The following is a 15,654-nucleotide window of genomic DNA, read 5'->3' on the forward strand; positions in this document are numbered from 1 at the left end:
TGGCTTATATGCTTTTTTCTGGACAGCCTGCGCAAAAAATTGTACCTTCACCCGCAAATAATGTATTCCCATGCTATCCCTCAACAAATCTCTAGGGCTTGCCTTCTTCCTGCTCTTTCTATGGAGCTGCGATACTCCCGAACAAAGAGCTGAACAGCCTATCTCTTTAGCGGCTGATACCACTTTTCACCAGACTAACATCCGCTATGCCAAACAGTTTAAGGTAGCGTATGCCGATGGGTATAAAATAGTGGAGGTGCTGCAGCCTTTTCCGGGAGCCGAAAAAAGCCAGCGATACCTGCTGCTTCCTCATGGAATGGAAAAACCGGAGGGAATAGAGGCCGATGCCGTGGTACGGATTCCGGTCGATGATATGGTCATGTTCTCCACCACGCATATTCCTTCGCTTGACCTGCTGGGGGCCAGCGAAGTACTCACCGGATTCCCTACCACCGATCATATTTCTTCTGAAAAAATGAGGGAACGTATCGAGGCAGGAGAAGTACAGGATTTGGGTGCCAGTAATGGCCTTAATATTGAGAAGCTGATGGCCCTTTCGCCTGATGTGGTAATGGCCTATGGCATGGGACCACAGGACAAAAGCCTTCGCAGCCTCCAACGTACGGATATTCCGGTCGTGCTCAATGCCGATTTTCTGGAACAAAGTCCGCTTGGCAGGGCAGAATGGCTCAAGTTTACAGCCCTTTTTCTGAATAAGGAAGAGGAAGCCGATTCGGTTTTTAATAGAATCGTACAGCGCTACGACTCGCTTAGGGCCCTTGCCGCCACGGCCGAAGTACAGCCGGAAATATTTACCGGACTGGTATACAACGGCACCTGGTTTATGCCCGGTGGGGATAGCTGGGCGGCCCGCTTTTTTGAAGATGCGGGAGGTGACTTTCTGTGGAGCGATACGGAAGAAAGCGGGAGCTTACAGCTCAGCTTCGAATCGGTCTTTAACAAGGCTCATGATGCGGACTTTTGGATAGGCACCGCCAATTACGAAAGCCTGGAAGGGCTGAAAAAGGCGGATAGCCGTTATAGTCACTTCGATGCCTGGCAGGAAGGAAATGTATATACCTATACCGCCCGCACCGGCGCTAAAGGAGGCAACGAATACATGGAACTTGGTTACAGCCGCCCGGACATTGTACTCGCCGACCTTATTAAAATTCTTCATCCGGACCTGCTGCCGGACTATGAGCTGTATTTTTATGAAAAGCTGGAGTAAAGCCGTAGAACTGTAAACCCACTGCACATGGACTGGATCATCTTAATTATTGCAGGCCTTTTCGAAGTGGGCTTTGCCAGCTGTTTAGGAAAAGCAAAAGAAACCAGCGGAACCACTTCCTCCCTCTGGTTTGCAGGCTTTATTCTATGTCTGTCTGTAAGCATGCTGCTGCTTTACCGCGCCACGCAAACCTTACCTATCGGAACTGCTTATGCCGTATGGACGGGTATTGGTGCGGTAGGAACTGCCATTGTCGGCATAGCCTTTTTTAAAGAACCAGCCGATTTCTGGAGACTCTTCTTTATTACCACCCTCATCTGTTCCATTATTGGGTTAAAGTTCGTTTCAAATTAAGAATCAAGCAGGACTATGGAAGCCATTATTTTCTGCGGTATACAAGCCTCAGGCAAAACTACTTTTTACAGCCATCATTTCCTGCAGACTCACCTGCGCATTAGTATGGACCTGCTGCGGACCCGGCACCGGGAGAAAAAGTTTCTGGACCTATGCCTGCAGGCGGGCCAGCGATTTGTTATTGATAATACCAACCCTACTGCTGAAGAACGGAGGAGGTACATAGAACCGGCGCTTGCCGCCAGGTTCCGGCTAACTGGATTTTATTTTGAAACCAGTATGGGAGAGGCCATACGGCGCAATGCCGGCAGAACAGGCAAGGCACGTATTCCCGCAAAAGGGATTGGCGGCACGCGCAAGCGCCTGGAAGTGCCCCTCCTGAGCGAGGGCTTCGAACGGCTCTACAAAGTGCAGCTACAGCCGAACAACTTCTTTTCTGTAGAGGAACTATATCAGTAAGGCACAAAAAGAGGCTCCCCTAACGGAAGCCCTTCCTGTTTTTCAGATACCAGCATTTTCATTTAAGCCGCTTTTTCTTCTCCCTTTTCCTTCTTCTGCAAAAGGGGCACAATCTGCTGCTCAAGCCTTCCTTCCACAAAGCTTTCCTGTAAATAAGCAGGCAGGCTCTGCACAAACTCCCGGTAAGCCTCCAGCCCGAGTGCTTTGGCCACATATGCCTCATGCACAAAGTTCAGGTAACTGACCAGGTACTGCAGCGATTGCTGAAACAGCTTAAAATCAATATCAGCTTCTACAAAGCGGGTAATCTCGCGATGGTTGGCCGAAATGCGCAGACGCAGCAGGAAGCTGAAGATATTGGTATATCCTAGCCGCCAGCTCAGCTGCCGCCAGTGTTCATCTGTAAACCGTTCCAGCACTTTTCCTGTGCGTGGGCTTCGCAGCGCTTTGGCAGGATTACTTTGCACCTGCTGTCGAACACCCTGGGCCTTTGCTTTTCGGGTTGTACGAAGAAACTGCCCCACCTGGGCTTCAGCCTCTGTACGCATATCAGCCAACTGCAGGCTGGGTCTGTAGTGTCCGTAAGAGAGGCCATGGAGGTAAGGGCGCAGTGGGTGGCCACCGGCATAAAATGAAACTGCCTTCGGATAAGCGCCACCGGCAATCAGGTGCCCGGCCTCCCATTGCAGCTGCTCAGGCTGTGCCCGCCGTACACCATGCAGTCGCAGAAAGGCCTGCAGGCTCTCGAAAACACTGTAATAAGCCTGCGGAAAAGTCCAGTGCAGGGCATTACGCAAATAATCATCGTGCCCCAACTGGGCCGTGGCCCGTAAGGCATACTCGGTATTCCAGGCATTCAGCAGGTGCTGCCGAATGGCAGATTTATCATTTTCCGTCAGAACAGCTTCAAAGTGCCTGAAGTAAGGAAGTTTATTTAGCTGAAAGGCATCCGCTGCCTCGCGGATCAGGTAATGCAGACTAAAGAAGTAGTTCAGGAATATTTGTGCGGGGATGGACCGCTTCCAGTCCATGCTTTCCTCCTGCTGTTCAACAGCCCGGTTTTGTTCTTTTGTTTCCATATAAACAGAACAGAATCAGAGGCTTACACGTTCCTGAAAAATTGAATTATTATCATAAACACTCCTTTAAAAACAGCCACCTGTTCATCCGGAAAATATTGGCCACATTTCATTTAAACAGCTTTTTCTTCTGACATCCCCCTTCCTACAAAAATATTACTTTTACAACAACCAGCCTTCACCGGCAGAAGTTACAAATTCCCAAAGGAGGGCTCTCATTTTCAGTAAATGAAGCTAAACAATGCAAGCGGAAGGGTGTTGAATTTGTAGTTTCAAATATTAAACAGCAAAGCTATGAAAAGAGTAAGTGGAATGTTTTTAAGCTTATTAGGCATCCTGATGTACGCCTGCAGCCCTGTAGTATACACCGATACGGCTCCTGAAGCTGACTTTGGCGCCTATGAAACCTATGCCTTCCTGCCAAGTGGCGAAGATGAGGGTGATGGCACTATCTATACTGAAAAAATCATTAATGAGGTACAGCAGGAAATGGAAGCCCGTGGATATGAGCTGGACCCGGAAAATCCCGACCTGCTGGTAAATGTAAACACCATGTATGAAGAGGAAGAGGAGCTTCAAAGGGTGCCGGTAGCCACCACCTATCCCTACTACACCGACGGCTTCTATACCCCTGCCACACTTGAGCCTTACTATTACACCGGCTTCGCCACCATTCCGGAAATTACCGGCTATGGCATTCGGGAGATAGAATACACTGAAGGTACTTTCGTAGTCGATATTATTGAAGCGGCCGATCGGGAAATCGTATGGAGAGGCTGGTCCGAAACTCCCATCGACCCTGAATATATTGATAATTCCATCCGCGATTATATCGACAATATTTTCGAGGAATACCCGGTGGAACCCGTCAGGGAGTAGAGGAATCACCTGACGCCCGGGAAGTTTTACAGACAAATAATTTTTCTGTCGGAGGGCTGAAAAACCTTTGTTTTTCCGGATTACATTTGCGCGATTTTCACGAAAATATGTCAATAGCGCGCAAAGTGCGGGCAGTGGAGAAAGTATACCATCAGCTCGAACAGGAAATAACAAAATTTAAGGAGCAGGCCCCTTTAAAATGTTTAGCCGGCTGTGGCACCTGCTGCCAGAAAGCCGATATTGAAGCCACCGTTCTGGAGTTTCTTCCACTGGCTTACCACTACCTGCTGGAAGGCAGAGCAACGGAAGTGCTGGAAAAGCTACAACAGGAGTCCGGCCCAACCTGCTCACTCCTGAAGCTGGCCATCTCTGGCGGCAGCAGCGGGCTATGTTCAGAATATGCCTATCGGGGCCTCATTTGCCGGCTGTTTGGCTATGCAGCCTCCCGCGACAAGTGGGGGCAGCTACAGCTGGTTACCTGCAATAAAATTAAGGAAGGGCAGGCGGCTCTTTACGCCGAGGTGCAGGAAAGAATGAAAGCAGGCCTGGAAGTGCCGGTTATGGGCAGGTACTACAGCCGCCTCAGCGCCATAGATCCGGAGCTGAGCCGCAAGTTTTTCCCTATTAATGAAGCCATGGAAAGGGCGCTGGAAATTGTTTTACACTATTTCGCTTACCGCCCCAAACCCAGGAGGAAGCTCAGGATGGCAGGCTGATTTACAGAAAGTACAGAAGAGAGTTCACAAAGGGAACTCTCTTTTTATTTTTCAGCACCTTGTAAAAGGGGAACAAAGTGTGCTTTTGCTAATTTTTCAATAAGTTTACAGCCCTATGCAGGCATCCGCTCCCGACATCTGGCAACGCAAAAACTGGTTAGGTAAGCTTCTCGGCCTTGGAATAGCTGTAGCAGGTCTTTTCCTGCTCAACCTAAGCCTGGGCTCGGTAGCCATACCACCCGGTCAGGTGGCTAAAATTCTGCTGGGCCTGGAGGCAGGACAGGAAGCATGGCACCATATTATCTGGGAATTCAGATTACCAAAGGCCCTTACGGCCCTGCTCGCCGGCAGTGCCCTGGCCTGCTCCGGCCTGCAAATGCAAACCCTTTTCCGTAACCCACTGGCCGGTCCTTTTGTACTTGGTATCAGCTCCGGCGCCAGCCTTGGCGTAGCACTGGTGGTAATGGCCGGCTCCCTCCTGGGCGGCTGGCTGTTAGCCGATGTGCAGGGCCTGATTATCCTGGCCGCCACCATCGGTTCTGCCAGCGTGCTCCTCCTGGTGGTGCTGGTATCGATGAAGGTGCGCGATGGTATGACTCTCCTCATCATCGGCCTTATGTTTGGCAGCCTGGCCAGTGCGGTGGTAAGTATTCTGCAGTTTTTCAGCGAAGCAGAGCAGATACAGGCCTACCTCATCTGGACCTTCGGCAGCCTGGGCGGCACCACCCGGGAAGAATTGCGGCTGCTGTTACCCATAGTACTGGCCGGCCTCCTCCTCGCTCAGTTCCTTGCAAAGCCCCTCAACGCCCTGTTACTGGGCGAGCGCTATGCCGAAAGTATGGGCGTATCCCTGAAAAAATCCCGCTTCCTCATTATCCTGAGCACCAGTTTGCTGGCCGGCAGTGTCACCGCTTACTGTGGACCTATTGCCTTTGTAGGATTGGCCGTGCCGCACTTGTCCCGTCTGCTGTTTCCTACCGCCGACCATCGCAAGCTCCTCCCCGCGGTAATGTTCGGAGGCGCTATCCTGCTCCTGGCCTGCGACATACTGGCCCAGCTGCCCGGCAGCGAAAAAGTTTTGCCCATCAATGCCGTAACTTCCCTGCTGGGTGCGCCGGTGGTTATCTGGCTGATTGTGCGGCGCCGAAATATCAGCAAAAGTTTTTAGCATGAAGAAAGTGAGCCCTACCCTCCAGGCACAGCAGCTCAGCATCGGCTACCGGAATAAGAAAGCCGATAAAATAGTGCGTGCGGGTTTGGACCTGGAGGTATATCAGGGCGAGCTCCTTTGTCTGATGGGGCCGAACGGAGCCGGCAAATCCACCCTGCTCCGCACCCTCGCCGGCGTACAGGAACCACTGGCAGGACAGGTTATAATGGAAGGGCAGCCCATTCACCAGCTGGCGCAGCAGGAAAGGGCACGCCGCATCAGCCTGGTGCTTACCGAGCAGCTTAGTGCCGGCAATATGAATGTGCTGGAGCTGGTGGCGCTAGGTCGTTACCCCCACACCGGATGGGGTGGCAGTTTAAGCCCTGCCGATAAAGAAATGGTGCTGCAGGCGCTCAATGACCTTGACATTGGAGAGCTGGCAGGGCGGAAGCTCTACGAGCTCAGCGACGGACAGCGGCAGAAGGCGATGATTGCCCGCGCTCTTGCCCAGGATGGACAGCTGATGATACTCGACGAACCCACTGCCCACCTCGACCTCATTAACCGCCTTCAGATAATGCGGCAGCTTCGTCTGCTGGCTCTCCGTCGCCAGAAAGCCATACTGGTCGCTACCCACGAACTGGAGCTGGCCCTGCAGTCGGCCGACCGCCTCTGGCTCCTTCCCCAGGAGCAGGAAGGATTCCTGGCGGGTATGCCCGAAGACCTGGTGCTGAACGGCTCCCTGGCCAAAGCCTTTAACAGGAGTGGCTTCCATTTCGACCTGAGCAGCGGCCGCTTTGTAGAAGAAGTGGAGCATTGCGTGCCGGTATATCTGGAAGGGGAAGGCCCCGCCCGCCACTGGACCGAAAAAGCCCTGCAACGCTATGGCTACGCCCTTAGCCATGATAAAAGTACCCCTCTTTCCATCCGAATTACGGCTGAACACGAAAGCTATCACTGGCAGCTTTTTGCACCCGAAGGAGAAAAAGTGGCCGATTCGCTGGAAGCGCTGGTAAAATCGCTAATGACAGAACGATGAGTCTGCCTCCTGCATCCTCTTACTACCCCTCAAAATATCGCCCCTCCTCAAACTTTATCGGTATACAAGAATTCCCTATCTTAAAGCCTTAATTTAGCAGGAATGAAACAGGTGGTCATTATCGGTAACGGCATTGCAGGCATTACGGCAGCGCGGCACATTCGCAAGCGGAGCAATTATGCCATCACGGTCATTTCCGGAGAATCTGACCATTTCTACTCCCGCACCGCCCTCATGTACCTCTACATGGGCCATATGGCCTACTATAATATAAAACCTTACGAAGACTGGTTCTGGCCGAAAAACCGGATAGGACTGGTCCGCGACTGGGTTACACAGGTAGACACTAAACACAAAAAGCTTCGGCTGCAGGAAAAAGGCGAGATTAGTTACGATATCCTGCTGATTGCTTCCGGTTCTCACCCCCGAAAAGGTGGCTGGCCGGGCGAAGAGGCCCCCAATGTGCAGGGGCTCTACAGCCTGCAGGATTTGGAGCGAATGGAGCAGCAGACGAAGGGTATTGAGCGTGGCGTGGTGATAGGCGGTGGCCTGATAGGTGTGGAAATGGCCGAAATGCTGCATAGTCGCAATATAGCCGTTAGTCTTGTCGTGCGGGAAAAGGAATACTGGTCAAATGTTTTACCTCCGGAAGAAGCTGCTATCATCAGCCTACACCTCCGCCGGCAGGGAATAGACCTGCAACTGGAAAGTGAGCTGGAAGAAATTATTCAGGATGAAAAGGGGAATGCGAAAGCGGTTCGTTTAAAGGGAGGAAAGCAAGTCGACTGTCAGTTTGTGGGTATCACCATAGGCGTAGTGCCGAATATTAGCTTTCTTGAAGGCAGCGGCATCGAAACCAACAGGGGTATACTGGTCGACTCCTGCTTCCGCACCAACCAGCCCGATGTATATGCCATAGGCGATTGTGCAGAATACCACCAGCCGCCAGCAGGCCGAAAGTCTCTTGAGCAAATCTGGTATACCGGCCGCATCCATGGCGAAACCGTGGCCTCGACTATTTGCGGCACGCCACTGACCTATAAGCCTGGCCCCTGGTTTAACTCCGCCAAGTTCTTCGACATCGAATACCAGGTGTATGGCGAAGTACCAAACCTACCGAAAGAAGATACAGAAACTCTTTTTTGGCAGCATCTGGAGCATGAGCAAACGATTCGCATTGCGTGGAATAAAAGCAGCGGAGCGGTAAAGGGATTTTCCCTGCTCGGCATCCGCTATCGCCACGAAGTCTGCGCCCGATGGATAAAAACCAGCGCCACTATCGACAGCATCTTACCCGCCTTGGGAGAAGCGAACTTCGACCCGGAATTCCACCGTCGCCACGAACAGGAAATAAGAGACCTGTACGAAAAACAAACCGGCCGGACTTTAGCAACGCCCGTACGCAAGAAATTCTGGAAGATATTCGGCTAAACCGGCATTACCGGCAACTACTAATTTTTAGGAGCCAGATTAAAACTTTAATATTTTGGGAAACCATAAAGAAACTTATCCACTCATTCGCCACCTGGGCCTCCTGCTTTTCCTGGCAGGCTTCGGACTTTTTATCGGCATCTTTTTTCTTTCCGACTATCGCTTAACGGAAGAAGCGCTGCAGGAGGCTTTCTCCTATAAAGAAGAAGTGGCCCCTATGGCGGTGTCGCAAACCCTGCCCGACGATACCCGGCCGGCCACCCCACCTCCGCTTTACTGGCTGATGGTAAAGGAAGCCGAACCCATGATGGGAGAAACCTATAACTGGAATTTCAGCTTTGTGGACAGGCTAAACGACCTCTTCGAGCGGACCAATGAGCGGGTGCTGGCTATTTATGGCTTGTCCGATGATGAAATTGAAAAGATTATCGAGGTCTCCCGTCTGGAAACAAATTTAGAATACAACACCACGCTGGCTCTGGCCCAGCTCGAAGGAGAGGGTCAGCTGCTGGAAGAAAGGCAGCAATTGCTCCGCGATTATACCGGCTGGATGGAAGGTCGCACCTATGAAACCTCCGAAGCCCTGGAGCAGGAGCTCCGCAGCACACTGGAAGGACTGGAGATGGGCATTACAGAAGGGGAAGGTATTAGCTCCTATTCTGCCAAAGGCTATCTCACTTCATTGGTGAAATACTCCACCATCGGCTGGATTGCCAACTACACCTGGCTTTTTTTCTGGCTTGCCTTCGGATTGAGTACTGCAGGAGCCTTGATGTACATTCTGCCGGGCCTGGGCACCGTGGCAGGTATCAAGCACAACAATATCTTTTTCAGTTCTCTCAAAAACCGGGGCTGGCTGGGTGTACTGCTGGGTACCTTCCTCATCCTGTTCTACATCATCCTGTACTTCTACCCTTATTATATGACCAACTGGATTTTGCTGGTCGAGCCTTTCTGTTACTGGATGACGGGCAATCCTGCCAGCGAATTCTTCCTTTATGGCTTTCTTTACACACTGGCAGTACTGGTAATGGGTGTGCGCATGCTGATAAAATACCGGCACAGCAATTACCACAAAATCCGCACCGCCTCCCTCATGTTCTTTCAGCTGGCCTTTGCCTTTATCATCCCCGAAATTCTGGTCGCCCTCAATAAACCCTATTTCGATTTTAAGAACATCTGGCCACTGAACTACGACTTCTTTTTCGACTATCGGCTGGATGAATTCCTGGCCAACGGGACGCTCGGACTGTTTATGCTGGGCTGGGGCATTGCCCTCATTATTATTGCCGTGCCGCTTTTCACCTACCTCTACGGCAAGCGCTGGTACTGTAGCTGGGTGTGTGGCTGTGGTGCCCTGGCCGAAAACCTGGGCGACCCTTTCCGGCAGCTTTCCAATAAAAGTGTGGAGGCCTGGAATGTCGAACGGGCCCTTGTGCATAGCGTATTGGTTTTTGCCGTAGGCATGACCATTGCGGTGCTTTACACCTATTTCACCGCTAGCAGCGAGTTTCTGGGCATCAGCACCTATACCCTGCGCGAAATTTATGGCTTTGCCATCGGGGCGGTTTTTGCCGGCGTGGTGGGTACAGGCTTTTATCCACTCATGGGTAACAGGGTCTGGTGCCGCTATGGCTGTCCACTGGCGGCTTATATTGGCATCATTCAGCGTTTCCGCTCCCGTTTCCGCATTACTACCAATGGCGGCCAGTGCATCAGCTGCGGCAATTGCTCCACCTATTGCGAAATGGGCATAGATGTGCGCTGGTATGCCCAGCGGGGCCAGAACGTAGTACGGGCCAGCTGCGTAGGCTGCGGCATCTGTGCCTCCGTATGTCCGCGTGGCGTACTCAAACTCGAAAATAAAGACCCAAAAGGCCGTTTCGGTAACCCTATTTTAATTGGCAATGAACATGTTTCTGTAATTGAATAATGCATTTGGTGGCTGGTGCCCTGTTTCGGCTGTTCAGAATCCTTAATGGTTTTGTCATTGCGAGGAACGGAGCCCAGCGGAGTGAAGTGGCAATCTCTCGCCCAATTGTACTACACTACCCCAGGATTTCCCCTTTGACACTCCCTTTCAACTCGAAAGAGATTGCCGCGCTGTTCCACAGGGGCTGCACTCGCAATGACAGTAATTTATAAGCTATCTTTGCCCCTGAACCCAAAGCGGTCCTGTGTCTTAGGTCCTATGTCCTACATCTATTGTCCATTGTCTAAAATCTATTGTATCCCAATTCCCGTCTAAAAAATGCTCATCGATGTTATCATCCCCGCTTTTAATGAAGAAAAGTCTATTGGCAAAGTGCTGGCTGATATGCCCTGGCAGCTGGTGCGGGAGGTTGTGGTAACAGATAATGCATCGAAAGATAAAACGACCAAAGTGGCACGGGCAGCAGGTGCTACGGTGCTATATGAGGGGCGGAAAGGCTACGGATGGGCCTGCCTCAAAGCCATGGATTATATTGCACAGAAAGAGATAAAGCCCGATATTGTGGTTTTTATGGATGGCGATTATGCCGATAACCCGCAACAGCTGCCGGAGGTGGTAGCACCTATTCTTGCCGGCCAGGCCGATTTGGTGATTGGCTCCCGGGCGCTGGGCCGGAAGGAAAAAGGATCTCTCACGCCTCAGCAGCGCTTTGGCAACTGGCTGGCCACTTACCTGCTCCGCAGGATGTACAATACCAGCTTTACCGACCTTGGACCTTTCAGGGCGGTTCGATACCAGTCCCTGCTCGATATACAAATGCAGGACAAAACCTATGGCTGGACGGTGGAAATGCAGGCAAAAGCAGCCCGCCTGAACCTTCGCTGCACGGAGGTGCCCGTCAACTACCGCAGGCGGATTGGCGTATCGAAAGTAAGCGGAACGGTAAAAGGTACACTGGGAGCCGGTTATAAAATTTTATGGACGATTTTTAAGTATCGATGATGGTTTCTGTAGTAGTGGTCCTTTATAGCCTGAGCCTGCTCTTCCTCTTTCTGTTTAGTCTGGGGCAACTCCACCTGGCCTGGCACTACCGGCAGTCGCTTAAAAAGCAGCCCTCTCCGCTAAAAGCTTTTTCCAGTTCTGCAGAACTCCCGGCTGTAACCATACAGCTGCCGCTCTACAATGAGCGCTATGTGGCCGAACGCTTACTCGAAGCCATAACTGCACTTGATTACCCTGCAGAGAAGCTGGAAATTCAGGTACTGGACGATTCCACCGACGATACCAGTTCCATTATAGCCGCAAAAATAACCGTACTCGGGCCAAAAGGTCTTAATATCCGGCACATCCGGAGAGAAAAGCGCGAAGGTTTTAAAGCCGGAGCCCTGCAGGATGGTCTGCAACAGGCCAAGGGAGACTTTCTCGCCATTTTTGATGCCGATTTTCTCCCGCAGCCCGACTTTCTGCAAAAAACCATTCCCTACTTTGTCGATAAGGAGGTAGGGGTAGTGCAAACCCGATGGGGTCACCTGAACCGTAATTACAGTCTGCTTACCCGCCTGCAGGCTTTCGGGCTCGATGCTCATTTTACCGTGGAGCAGGGTGGGCGCAGTCATGCCAACAGCTTCATCAACTTTAATGGCACTGGTGGTATATGGCGCAAAAGCTGTATAGAAGAAGCCGGCGGCTGGTCGGCCGATACACTTACCGAGGACCTCGACCTGAGCTACCGCGCCCAAATGAAGGGCTGGAAATTCCGCTACCTGGAAGCGGTAGAAGCCCCTGCCGAGCTGCCTGTGCTCATGCCGGCTATTAAATCGCAGCACTTTCGCTGGAATAAAGGGGCCGCTGAGTGTGCCCGTAAGAACCTTTGGAAGGTTTTAAGGAGCCCGGAGCGGAAGCCCATCCACAAAGTTCACGCCCTCTTTCACCTGCTTAACAGCAGTATATTTATTGCCATTCTGCTGGCTGCCCTGCTCAGCATTCCTATGCTGTTTCTGAAAGCCCATCGGCCGGAATTAAACTGGCTGTTCCATGCCGGCAGCATATTCCTGCTGGGCTTCCTTTCCATTGCTCTCTTTTACTGGATGGCCAGCCGCCGCCTGCAACCCGAACATACCGGCCGCTATTTCTGGAGCCTGTTTCCGCCCTTCCTGATTATTTCCATGGGACTGGCCGCCCATAATACCATGGCCGTAGCCGAGGGCTGGCTGGGCAAAAAGTCCTCCTTTATCCGTACACCCAAGTTTAACATCCGGAAAAAAGGCGACAGCTGGGCAGATAATATCTATATCCGCCCGCAGTTTAGCTGGCTGAGCTTACTCGAAGGGCTGCTGTGCCTGTACTTCATCTTTGGCGTGGGTGCCGGCATATACCTGCAGGATTATGCCCTGCTCCTCTTCCACAGCATGCTGGCAACTGGCTTCGGACTGGTATTTTACTATTCCCTTAGATGAAAGAAAATGCCATAGCCGGTTTCTCTAATCATCCAAAGCAGCTTTGGTTTATCGTTATTGGCCTCCTTTATGCTGTGGGGCTGGCATATATAGGCTATTTCTTGCAAAGAACGGATACGCTTCCGCTGCTGCTCAACTACAGCGGGCTATTCGGCCTTTGCCTGCTGGCTTACCAAAAGTTTGAGCGGGCGAGCGTCCGGCAGTGGCTGCTGCTGGCCATGCTGCTGCGACTCCTTTTGCTACCTTCCTTTCCGAATTTGTCCGACGATTTTTACCGCTTCATCTGGGACGGGCGGCTGATACTGGCCGGTGAGCATCCCTTTGCCCATACGCCCGAATGGTATATGCAGGAAGAAGCTCCGGGCATAAAGGGTATATCAGAGGATTTGTACCGGCAGCTCAATTCTCCGCACTACCACACCATTTATCCACCCCTCCACCAGGCAACTTTTTCGCTGGCTGCTTTTGTGGGGCAGGAAAGTATCTGGCAAAGTGTGCTGGTACTGCGCCTGCTGAATATCCTGGCCGAAGTACTCACCCTCTGGCTGCTCCTGAAACTATTACGCCATTACCATCAGCCCCAAAAAGCACTGCTCCTGTATGCACTCAATCCGCTCATCATTTTAGAACTGACCGGCAACCTGCACTTTGAAGCCTGGATGATTGCTTTCCTGCTACTGGGGCTGTGGAGCTTTGAGAGGTATAAACAGGAAGAGAAGAAAACCTGGCTGGCAGGCACTGCCTTATCGCTGGCAGGAGCAATAGGCAGTAAGCTTCTGCCCCTCATGTTCATTCCGCTCTGGTTCAGGAGGTTTAGTCCTGCTCACCTCACCTTATTTTTAGCAACAGGCTTTGTGGCTGTACTCCTGCTCTTTTTTCCGCTCTATGATGCAGCTTTATTCCATGGCATGCAGGACAGCCTTTCGCTTTATTACCAAAAATTTGAGTTCAATGCCAGCCTGTATTACCTCGTGCGGGAAGTCGGTTTTTGGCTGAAGGGTTATAACACTATCGGCCTTGCAGGCCCCTGGATGGCAGGTACGGCCACACTGCTCATCCTCCTTTTCAGCCTCAGCCGAAAAGCAAAAGCACTTCCGCTCCCCCAGGCCATGCTGTGGGTATATTGCATTTACCTGCTGTTTTCGCTTACAGTGCACCCCTGGTACATCACGCCACTGCTGGCCCTCTCGCTGCTCACCCCCTACCGCTTTCCCCTGCTGTGGTCGGGACTGGTGTTTTTCACTTATGCCGGTTATAATCCTGCAGGCTTTGAAGAGCAGGTGTGGGTGCTGTGGCTTGAATATGGCCTCAGCGGGCTTTTTGCACTTTGGGAAATCAGGAAATACAAAATCTGGAGCCATGATGAGGTGCCTGTTTCGGCATAATTCCCTAAATTACAGCTTTCTGAAAACCTTTATTCTACACAACAACTTACTTTTTAATATTACAGCACCATGGAAAAGACTTATTATAAACCCGAAGATTTAGGAAAGTTTGGCAATATCGCGGACTGGCAGCCGGAACTGGCTAAAAAGTTTTTTGATTACTATGGAGAGGTTTTCAAGGAAGGAGAGCTCAGTGAACGCGAAAAAGCCCTGATTGCCCTGGCCGTTTCTCACGCGCTGCAGTGCCCTTACTGCATTGATGCCTATAGCACCGGCAGCCTCGAAAAAGGCGCAACCGAAGGTCAGATGATGGAAGCCCTGCACGTGGCCGCCGCCATTCGTGGGGGCGCCTCCCTGGTACACGGCGTACAAATGATGAATAAGGTAAAGGAAGTGTCGATGTAGAACATAGTAATGGGTAATGAGTAGTGGGTACTGCAAAATCCTTACTCATTACCCACTACTCAATACTCAATACTAATTTAATGACTTCTCTTAAACGACAGGAACACCGCCTGGCCAATTCTCTTATCCAGCTGGAAGTGCTGGAGGCGCCCCGGCAGAATGGCGAACAGTTTGCTCTTTTCCAGGATAAGCTGGAGGCAGCTGGTCTGTATCCGCTACGGCCAACGGGCGTGGAGATACTACAGATTAATGTAGGAAAGATGTGCAACCAGACCTGCAAGCACTGCCATGTAGATGCGGGGCCGGACCGCAAAGAGATTATGGCGCGCGAAACCATGCAGCACTGCCTGGATGCGTTGGATGCGGCCGGGAAACAAATCCATACTGTTGACCTCACAGGCGGCGCCCCGGAAATGAATCCGCACTTTCGCTGGTTTGTGGAAGAACTGAGCCTGCGCGGCAAAAAGGTGATGGTGCGCTGCAATCTTACCATCATTCTCGCTAACCCTAAATACCATGACCTGCCTGAGTTTTTCCGCCAACATGGTGTGGAAGTGGTGAGTTCTCTCCCCCACTTCTCTGCCCGCCGGACCGATGCACAACGGGGCGAGGGTGTATTTGAAAAATCCATTAAGGCCCTGCAAATGCTGAACGCGGTGGGCTACGGAAAGCACGGAAGCGGACTAGACCTTCACCTGGTGTATAATCCTGCCGGGGCTTTTCTACCCGGTTCGCAGGCATCGCTGGAAAAAGAATTTAAGCAGAAACTGCTGAAGGATTTTGGCGTGGAATTCAATAACCTCTATGTAATCACGAACCTGCCCATCAGCCGCTTTCTTGATTACCTGCTGCAAAGTGGCAATTACGAAAGCTATATGGAGAAGCTGGTCAATGCCTTCAATCCGGTGGCGGCAGCTGGCGTGATGTGTCGCAATACACTCTCCGTTGGGTGGGATGGTGCTCTTTACGACTGCGATTTTAACCAGATGCTCGATATGAAGCTGGAGAAGACTGCCCCTGAGCATATATCAGACTTTCAGCTGAATTCAATCGACCAGCGGGCTATTCGGCTGAACCAGCACTGCTACGGCTGCACGGCCGGCGCTGGTTCCAGCTGCGGAGGTGCCACTACCTGAT

The 15,654-nt window shown here is 51.6% G+C and carries 15 protein-coding genes; 14 read left to right on the forward strand and 1 reads right to left on the reverse strand.

Annotation, left to right across the window (positions count from 1 at the left end; genetic code table 11):
• The first annotated feature begins 70 nt into the window (after positions 1-70).
• The 3 genes from F752_RS0104465 to F752_RS0104475 are packed head-to-tail and all read left to right on the forward strand — an operon-like array spanning position 71 to position 2,044.
• Positions 71-1,231, forward strand: a complete 1,161-nt coding sequence (locus F752_RS0104465; RefSeq protein WP_017730532.1) for an ABC transporter substrate-binding protein — start codon at positions 71-73, stop codon at positions 1,229-1,231.
• Between the two features lie 27 nt (positions 1,232-1,258).
• A complete protein-coding gene (locus tag F752_RS0104470) occupies positions 1,259-1,585 on the forward strand; it encodes a DMT family transporter (protein WP_017730533.1) in 327 nt (108 codons plus the stop codon).
• A gap of 15 nt (positions 1,586-1,600) precedes the next feature.
• The gene (locus tag F752_RS0104475; protein WP_017730534.1) at positions 1,601-2,044 is read left to right on the forward strand and encodes an AAA family ATPase; all 444 of its coding nucleotides are present in this window, start codon (positions 1,601-1,603) and stop codon (positions 2,042-2,044) included.
• Between the two features lie 62 nt (positions 2,045-2,106).
• Here the strand turns inward: F752_RS0104475 and F752_RS0104480 are convergent, their stop codons facing one another.
• The gene (locus tag F752_RS0104480; RefSeq protein WP_017730535.1) at positions 2,107-3,123 is read right to left on the reverse strand and encodes a hypothetical protein; all 1,017 of its coding nucleotides are present in this window, start codon (positions 3,121-3,123) and stop codon (positions 2,107-2,109) included.
• A 294-nt stretch (positions 3,124-3,417) separates the two neighbouring features.
• Between F752_RS0104480 and F752_RS0104485 the strand changes: the two genes are divergently transcribed.
• The 11 genes from F752_RS0104485 to arsS all read left to right on the forward strand — a co-directional run bounded on the left by F752_RS0104485 (position 3,418) and on the right by arsS (position 15,653).
• The gene (locus F752_RS0104485) at positions 3,418-4,002 is read left to right on the forward strand and encodes a DUF4136 domain-containing protein (protein ID WP_017730536.1); all 585 of its coding nucleotides are present in this window, start codon (positions 3,418-3,420) and stop codon (positions 4,000-4,002) included.
• 107 nt (positions 4,003-4,109) lie between these two features.
• A complete protein-coding gene (locus tag F752_RS0104490) occupies positions 4,110-4,718 on the forward strand; it encodes a YkgJ family cysteine cluster protein (RefSeq protein ID WP_026135515.1) in 609 nt (202 codons plus the stop codon).
• Positions 4,719-4,833: 115 nt separating this feature from the next.
• The gene (locus F752_RS0104495) at positions 4,834-5,886 is read left to right on the forward strand and encodes a FecCD family ABC transporter permease (RefSeq protein WP_017730538.1); all 1,053 of its coding nucleotides are present in this window, start codon (positions 4,834-4,836) and stop codon (positions 5,884-5,886) included.
• A 1-nt stretch (position 5,887) separates the two neighbouring features.
• Positions 5,888-6,907: an ABC transporter ATP-binding protein gene (locus F752_RS0104500; protein WP_017730539.1), complete on the forward strand. Its 1,020-nt coding sequence runs from the start codon at positions 5,888-5,890 to the stop codon at positions 6,905-6,907.
• A gap of 102 nt (positions 6,908-7,009) precedes the next feature.
• Entirely contained in the window at positions 7,010-8,338 is a 1,329-nt protein-coding gene (locus tag F752_RS0104505) for an NAD(P)/FAD-dependent oxidoreductase (protein WP_017730540.1), read from the forward strand.
• Between the two features lie 55 nt (positions 8,339-8,393).
• A complete protein-coding gene (locus tag F752_RS0104510; protein ID WP_017730541.1) occupies positions 8,394-10,271 on the forward strand; it encodes a 4Fe-4S binding protein in 1,878 nt (625 codons plus the stop codon).
• Between the two features lie 318 nt (positions 10,272-10,589).
• Positions 10,590-11,273, forward strand: a complete 684-nt coding sequence (locus tag F752_RS0104515) for a glycosyltransferase family 2 protein (protein ID WP_017730542.1) — start codon at positions 10,590-10,592, stop codon at positions 11,271-11,273.
• Positions 11,270-12,727 carry a cellulose synthase family protein gene (locus tag F752_RS0104520; protein WP_017730543.1) on the forward strand — a complete coding sequence of 486 codons (1,458 nt, stop codon included), beginning with the start codon at positions 11,270-11,272 and terminating at the stop codon, positions 12,725-12,727. The genes F752_RS0104515 and F752_RS0104520 overlap by 4 nt, the downstream gene beginning before the upstream one ends.
• Positions 12,724-14,112 (forward strand): polyprenol phosphomannose-dependent alpha 1,6 mannosyltransferase MptB, encoded by a 1,389-nt coding sequence (mptB, locus tag F752_RS23450; RefSeq protein WP_017730544.1) that lies wholly within the window; start codon positions 12,724-12,726, stop codon positions 14,110-14,112. Before F752_RS0104520 ends, mptB begins: the two co-directional genes overlap by 4 nt.
• Positions 14,113-14,181: 69 nt before the next feature.
• Entirely contained in the window at positions 14,182-14,517 is a 336-nt protein-coding gene (locus F752_RS0104530) for an arsenosugar biosynthesis-associated peroxidase-like protein (RefSeq protein ID WP_017730545.1), read from the forward strand.
• Between the two features lie 80 nt (positions 14,518-14,597).
• Positions 14,598-15,653, forward strand: coding sequence for an arsenosugar biosynthesis radical SAM (seleno)protein ArsS (gene arsS, locus F752_RS0104535; protein ID WP_017730546.1), 1,056 nt, complete (start codon positions 14,598-14,600; stop codon positions 15,651-15,653).
• Position 15,654: the final 1 nt, after the last annotated feature.

The organism is Nafulsella turpanensis ZLM-10 (genome assembly GCF_000346615.1).
GTDB classification, from domain to species: Bacteria; Bacteroidota; Bacteroidia; order Cytophagales; family Cyclobacteriaceae; genus Nafulsella; species Nafulsella turpanensis.

Excerpts from the sequence above, each read along its gene's own strand:
- F752_RS0104465 (WP_017730532.1), top strand. The coding sequence starts at position 71 with ATGCTATCCCTCAACAAATCTCTAGGGCTTGCCTTCTTCCTGCTCTTT.
- F752_RS0104470 (WP_017730533.1), top strand. The coding sequence starts at position 1,259 with ATGGACTGGATCATCTTAATTATTGCAGGCCTTTTCGAAGTGGGCTTT.
- F752_RS0104475 (WP_017730534.1), top strand. The coding sequence starts at position 1,601 with ATGGAAGCCATTATTTTCTGCGGTATACAAGCCTCAGGCAAAACTACT.
- F752_RS0104480 (WP_017730535.1), bottom strand. The coding sequence starts at position 3,123 with ATGGAAACAAAAGAACAAAACCGGGCTGTTGAACAGCAGGAGGAAAGC.
- F752_RS0104485 (WP_017730536.1), top strand. The coding sequence starts at position 3,418 with ATGAAAAGAGTAAGTGGAATGTTTTTAAGCTTATTAGGCATCCTGATG.
- F752_RS0104490 (WP_026135515.1), top strand. The coding sequence starts at position 4,110 with ATGTCAATAGCGCGCAAAGTGCGGGCAGTGGAGAAAGTATACCATCAG.
- F752_RS0104495 (WP_017730538.1), top strand. The coding sequence starts at position 4,834 with ATGCAGGCATCCGCTCCCGACATCTGGCAACGCAAAAACTGGTTAGGT.
- F752_RS0104500 (WP_017730539.1), top strand. The coding sequence starts at position 5,888 with ATGAAGAAAGTGAGCCCTACCCTCCAGGCACAGCAGCTCAGCATCGGC.
- F752_RS0104505 (WP_017730540.1), top strand. The coding sequence starts at position 7,010 with ATGAAACAGGTGGTCATTATCGGTAACGGCATTGCAGGCATTACGGCA.
- F752_RS0104515 (WP_017730542.1), top strand. The coding sequence starts at position 10,590 with ATGCTCATCGATGTTATCATCCCCGCTTTTAATGAAGAAAAGTCTATT.
- F752_RS0104520 (WP_017730543.1), top strand. The coding sequence starts at position 11,270 with ATGATGGTTTCTGTAGTAGTGGTCCTTTATAGCCTGAGCCTGCTCTTC.
- mptB (WP_017730544.1), top strand. The coding sequence starts at position 12,724 with ATGAAAGAAAATGCCATAGCCGGTTTCTCTAATCATCCAAAGCAGCTT.
- F752_RS0104530 (WP_017730545.1), top strand. The coding sequence starts at position 14,182 with ATGGAAAAGACTTATTATAAACCCGAAGATTTAGGAAAGTTTGGCAAT.
- arsS (WP_017730546.1), top strand. The coding sequence starts at position 14,598 with ATGACTTCTCTTAAACGACAGGAACACCGCCTGGCCAATTCTCTTATC.